The sequence below is a fragment of the Veillonella sp. CAG:933 genome, from assembly GCF_000431435.1.
In the GTDB taxonomy this organism is placed as follows: Bacteria; Bacillota; Negativicutes; order Veillonellales; family Veillonellaceae; genus Veillonella_A.
In genome coordinates this window covers 1-6,015 of record NZ_HF986192.1, presented here as the reverse complement: position 1 = coordinate 6,015, position 6,015 = coordinate 1, and the positions used below count along the sequence as shown (strand labels likewise).

At 46.0% G+C, this 6,015-nt stretch carries 5 protein-coding genes; 2 read left to right on the top strand and 3 right to left on the bottom strand.

The window, feature by feature from the left end; translation table 11 throughout:
• Positions 1-23: 23 nt before the first annotated feature.
• Both QZL64_RS05900 and QZL64_RS05895 read right to left on the bottom strand, forming a co-directional pair.
• Entirely contained in the window at positions 24-962 is a 939-nt protein-coding gene (locus QZL64_RS05900) for a glycosyltransferase family 2 protein (RefSeq protein WP_021841081.1), read from the bottom strand.
• A gap of 1 nt (position 963) precedes the next feature.
• Positions 964-2,508: a glycosyltransferase gene (locus QZL64_RS05895; protein WP_230320800.1), complete on the bottom strand. Its 1,545-nt coding sequence runs from the start codon at positions 2,506-2,508 to the stop codon at positions 964-966.
• A gap of 303 nt (positions 2,509-2,811) precedes the next feature.
• Here QZL64_RS05895 and QZL64_RS05890 point away from each other — a divergent pair, with 303 nt between their 5' ends.
• Positions 2,812-3,951, top strand: a complete 1,140-nt coding sequence (locus tag QZL64_RS05890; RefSeq protein WP_021841079.1) for an acyltransferase family protein — start codon at positions 2,812-2,814, stop codon at positions 3,949-3,951.
• Between the two features lie 49 nt (positions 3,952-4,000).
• Here QZL64_RS05890 and QZL64_RS05885 read toward each other — a convergent pair whose 3' ends face one another.
• On the bottom strand, positions 4,001-5,689 hold the full coding sequence (locus tag QZL64_RS05885) for a DUF6020 family protein (protein ID WP_021841078.1): 1,689 nt from the start codon (positions 5,687-5,689) through the stop codon (positions 4,001-4,003).
• A gap of 134 nt (positions 5,690-5,823) precedes the next feature.
• Between QZL64_RS05885 and QZL64_RS05880 the strand changes: the two genes are divergently transcribed.
• Positions 5,824-6,015: glycosyltransferase (locus QZL64_RS05880; protein WP_296309366.1), on the top strand; the 192-nt coding region annotated here is incomplete at its 3' end.

Here is a 6,015-nt window from a genome sequence, read left to right as displayed (position 1 = left end):
TGTGTTCTCTGGTTCTTCCCGCATCAGTGTTGAGACTGCTGCGGGAAGTCTACCTTCGGATTGAAGCGAATGGCTTTAACCAGCTGTTTGCAAATTTTCCGACGCAATGGTTTCGCCACACGGCCCCGACGCATGGCATTCCATACGGTCAGGCAAAACATCAAATAGTTTCCCTTGCTCCTGTGATGGTAACGATAGGATCCCTCATTACGCGCACCGTAAGAGAACTTCCACACGTTTTTCTCGTTCACCATGGAATAGTTGACGCCCTGGTTAACGCCCATATCGTGCAACACCACACTATCGAGCACTTCGACGCCTGGACATGCCTTGGTGATTCGCAACGTATATTCGGCGTCATCGAACCAGATGAAGTATTCCTTATATGGCAAGCCAAAAGCTTCCATAACCCATCGCGGGATCAACACAGATACGAACGAGCACTGGGTGACCATCACCAAATTGTCGTATCCCATAGCCTGCAGACGTCCCCAATCCCATGTGGGGATTGGATTGTTCATTTCAGAGATACTGCCATCGATGAACTTGACCATAGAACACACATAAGGAACATCCGGGCCAAGCCCTTCAACCGCATGATCATAGCCAACCAACAGCTTTTCCAACGCTGTCGGCTGAGGATAACCATCATCGTCGAAAATCCAAACGAAATCGGCACCAAACTCATAGCCTTTGCGCATTCCCGCGGAGAAGCCGCCAGCTCCTCCTGCGTTTTCAGGCAAAGTGACGATAGTGATCTTCACTTTGTCCTTCAATGAGAAGTTCTTCTCATATTCGTCCAAATACGAAGCCGTGTCATCGGTGGAAGCATTGTTCACAATGATGAGCTGCTCAGGCAGACGAGTCTGCGCCTCCAATGAGGCAAGCACCTTTTTCAGCTTCTCCAAGCGGTTAAACGTAACGACTACTGCGGCAACATTCATAGTGGTTGCGGATGGCATGTTACTTACTCCATTCAGTGAGAAGTCGGCGGAACAGGCTGTTAGCAGTTTCTTTGTGCGAGAAAGTTTCAAGTCGCTGCTTCTCGACCTCCCACAACTTACGACGATCTGATTCATTGTCATACAGGTGTAGGAGTGAACGTTTCGCATCGTGAATGAACGAGGAAGTCATACGCCGCAGTAGGCCCTGCGGCGGAACTAGTGTTTCCTGTGAACCGACATTGGCTGAGAGCACAGGTACTCCATCGCTGATTGCTTCGATAGTGGTAAGAGTGATACCTTCATTCACCGAAGAGACTAGGAGCACATCAGCATCTTCATAGGTACGAGATACTGGAACGCTCATCGAGCGACGCTCGATTACATCCTCTAGACTATACCGCTTGATGAGATCATCCACGAATGTATCCATATCACCGCTACCATGCATGATGAAGTGGAACTTACCAGGGGCTACCTTCTTCATCGCCTTAGCCACGAGGATGAACGCATCAGGACGCTTCTGACGGCTCATACGACCAACAAACACTACATTGAGGGTCCTCAGATCTTTACGCTCAGCATACTGAACATGCTTGGAGTCAGCGGTAAGACCAATGAGCGGCGCATCGACTACTTTAGATGCAGGAATATGGTGTACATCTTCCATCCAGCGTTCGAGCTGCGGAGAAATCACATGATGAAGCTCAATCCATTCGTCGTGAGCCAGCGACTCGCGAGGGAAGCCACCACGGAACATATATTCCACAATGTGCAGTGAATCCACGATATGCACATCAGGGAAGTACTTCTTCACCCACCAAGCGTTGTCGTACATCCACTGGCAGTGGTGGATCATAATGCCGCGAATATCAAACTGCTCGAATAGGGCTCGCAAAATCGGTACGTCACCCACACGGTACTGCATCGGTTGAGTGAGCGGAAGCACTAACGCTCCGTCACAAATAGGATCAGTAATCCATGGCTGATGACCATCAGCATCAGTGATAACGATAGGCAAGAATCCAGCTTCTTTGGCAAGCTGGATGGTCTGCATTCCCCAACGTTCAGCGCCACCAGCCTGAAGCCAATGCATGGCAATAATGACAGCCTTAGGCGCGTCGGCAACACGATTCCCCGGGTGAACCTCTACCCACGGGTGATGGTTCTTATCATTTGAGTTAGCCGATTCAGCAGTAAAAGGTTCGTATAGCTTAACGGCACCGCATGCTTTACGCTCACGCTCTGCACGTTGCAATTCGCGTGCATAGTCAAAACTGACGGGCCAACGGTATTCGAGCTCGTTGTACAACTTAACAACACGGCTTTTGTTAGGTGAGTGTTCCCAGATATCTTCATCCGTAGCATCATCTGGCGTAAGCAGGATATACCTTACATTGCGGTCAACAAGCTGCTCATCCCCAGCAAAATAGTGAGGCGAAAACACGGACTGCGCATTCACCGTGGAAGTCGCATCGAACTCGCCGAGAAGCTCGGCACCATCCGTACAACCACCATTGAGCGTAGAAGTGTCCGCAAGACGCGGATACTGCCACTTCTCACCCATGAATATCTTATAGTGCAAGGTACGCCCCGGCTGAATCAGAGAATGATAGTCAACCGCAGCGATGACTAGACGCCTAAGCCGTTTACTTAGGGTATCCAAAAACTCTGTGGCCTCTTGCCCAGCTTGGTAAAAATGACGCATGTGGCTATTGTATAGCACGTCATGCCGTGTCCCAATCAAAGTCGGAACTGTTCAAACTGACCTGTATCGGGAATGGTAAACACTAAGAACATAAGATATCGCTTTCCGACTGTTCCAGCAGTGAAGCGAGAGCGTTGAAACAATCAAGCTCCTGGGAGAAAAATGGCTAAAAGATCAGTGAAGCAGCGAAATCTAAATATCGAGGTGCTTCGTATACTCGCCATGTTTCTTATCGTGGCCTGTCATGCGACATTGCACCTTCCATGGCTGTTACATGTGGATTCTAACCTCGATTTCCTACCAGGCTGGAAATCCGCTCTAGCATACCTTGTTGTGCAATACGGGCAAGTAGGTGTATCCATCTTCTTTATCATCTCCGGCTACTTCCTTGTGCGCAAAACCTTCACATGGCAGAGAATCTTTAAGACTTGGTTCCAAATGTTCTGCTATTCATTCATATCGCTCATTGCTGTTCTTATCATCGCGAGATTCACCACTTTGCCCAATTCCATCGCGCCTTTACTATCCGGAGACGATTTATGGAGGACGGTATTGTGGAGCATAGTTCCGTTCATTTACGGCAGTTACTGGTTCATCACTGCATACGTTTGTCTCTTGTTACTAGCACCGTTTATCAATTGCCTGTTTAAGCACTTATCCCGCAGAAACATGGCTGCACTAATAATAGTGTTGTCTTTCTTCAGTATCTGGATTCTGCTCGGCGGTCGAACCACACCTTGGAACAATGTTGTATATGCTGTTCTTGGATACATAATGGGCGGCTGGATTCGCCTGTATTGGTATGAGGTCAATGACAAAATCAAATCTTCATATCTCTGGGGAATTATCGTACTTTCTACGATTGTAATGACAGTTTTCAACCATTACGCTGCGAATCGTACTTGGCTCGCAACATTCCTAGGATGGCACGAACAAATTAAACCCGGCATACAAATATTCCCCATGATTATTGGATCATCCATATTTATACTGTTCACGAAACTCGACATGACTAGTATTAAAGGATTCGGCCATAAAGTAGTGCTTAAGACGGCATCAGCAACATTCGGCGTTTACCTGATTCACGAAAACATGTTCTGGTATCGTTTAATTTGGCCTACGATTGCTGCTATATTCCCCACTCCTAACTCGTTCATCTCCACAGTGTCAGTAGCATTCGCCATCGTACTTGCTGTGTTTATCTCGCTTAGTCTAATCGGTTTCATCGCCGATACAATCATCGTGCATCCGTTGACGAAAATTATTCTGAAAGGCTGGGATACTCCTCACCATACAAATTAACCAATATGTGGGTTCTCCGCATACTACATTACAGAGAACCCACACACAATTATTCTTGATCAGATGATATTATGCCAATGAGCAAAGGAGCAAGATACATAGCGAAGAGCATATATCGCGAAATATATGCAGTACTTGACGCATACAAGGATGCGATACCCAGCAAGAACGGCACTGCCTGAAGCAGAAGTAAACTCACGCGATTTCTTCGAATCATCATATATACAGCGAACATCGGGAGCAACCAAGTCCAGAAAGCAGTATAAGTAGTGATATTGATAACTGGAATCTGCTTGAAATAATTAAACCAACGCCCCATAGAATCATTCATGGAATCGTTTGGACTATTGATAAATTCACTAGTCGTGTCAGGATTAGTAACAGTTTTATAAAAAACCGTCATTTGATTGCCAACCGTATCGTACGGATAGACTGGCTGCCCAGTTGGTGATTTGCTAATTGCAAACCATCCTGATTCCAATGCAGCAAAAGCATCAATATAAGACTTGGGATGTTTGAGACCTTGTGAGAGCCAAACTTTGAAATAATCATTCCTTAATGAGGCATCGCCGAGCTTGTACATCGATGCTTTATCAGTAAGAAATGGCTCGTAGTTTTTTGTCATTTCATCATATGTAAATATATTAAATTGAGAAACTATATTCTTCTCTTTTTCAGTGGCCTCACCAGGGTGGTCTTTCCCCCAACGCGCCGTCATCTGAAGAGGGATAATGTAGTACTGCTCACTATCCGTCGGGACAACATTAAGCGCAGGATAGACATATCTAGGCAAAAAAGAAGACATAGAAAGGAATATCACAAAAGCAGTTACAACGGCGGCGAGCTTTTTCCAAACACTTGTCTTGACGAAAACAAGCATAATCAACGCTAGAAACACCAGTGCTGGGCCAGTCTTTCTGGTCAAGCAGACAAGAACCGAGAAAATAATGAATGTAACTGAGAATGACGCTTTTGCAACACAGTTAAGTCTTGTCCGCACCATCTCGACATACATTATAGCCCAGGGGAGTAAAAATAAAGCATGAAATGAATCTTTAAGTACCGTCGAGAAATAGAACGGAAATACTGGAAATAATGCAACAAATAGAGTAGAGGATAAAGCAATACTGAATGAAGCCTTTAAATTTTCTCTAATATACGCGATAAGACAAGAGAAAGCCACTGCCATACCGATGCACTGAAGTGTCACAAGGACAAAAGCTCCCAATTTATATGAGCCGGTAATAGCGATACTCACTTTAATAAATTGCGCAAAAATAATGGCTTCAAGGAAAGGATGATGGTCATAAATCTGTCCGGGTTCTTGGCCAAATGCGCTATATCCAAGCCCCTGCGCAATCTGATCACCAGCATCCCATTCAATAACACCGGGACGTAAAATCACGAGGTATGGAAGCCACATAAGAAAAATGAATGACGCCACTATTGTCAGCGAGACAGGTGAGAATGAGAAGTCTATCCTCCCCATTCTTTTTTGCCATTTTTGACAATCATTGTGTCGACAATAAGACAGCAAGCGTTCAGTTAGGCTAAAAAATATATACACTAACACAGAAAAAATAACACACTGCGCCCACATCAAAACGGAGCCAACAGGAAATTCTGCGGTTGCTGCCGCTGCATTACCGAACCCAATAAGAAATCCTGTCACTAAACTGATTACTATTAATGGTTTATTAAGCGATTTTTGGGTATGCACAAGAGTCTCTTGCTCCACAGGTTTACCCTCCATTTCCCACAATCTATGCTCGTGTTAACTCTGTGCCTATAGTTTATCCACTGTGTCACATAATACGCAACATCGAAAGGCAATCACAATAGAAGGACTATGCTGTCGCCTATCATGTCAACATGACTAAAAACGCTGTTTCCTCATCTATTGCCGTACTCCTCCCCTGCTACAACGAGGAGGTCACCATCGGCAAGGTGGTGCGCGACTTCAAGAACTCCTTGCCGGATGCGACCATCTACGTGTACGACAACAACTCCACGGACCGCACCGCCGAGATCGCCGAGGCCGAAGGCGCGATCGTCCGCAGGGAG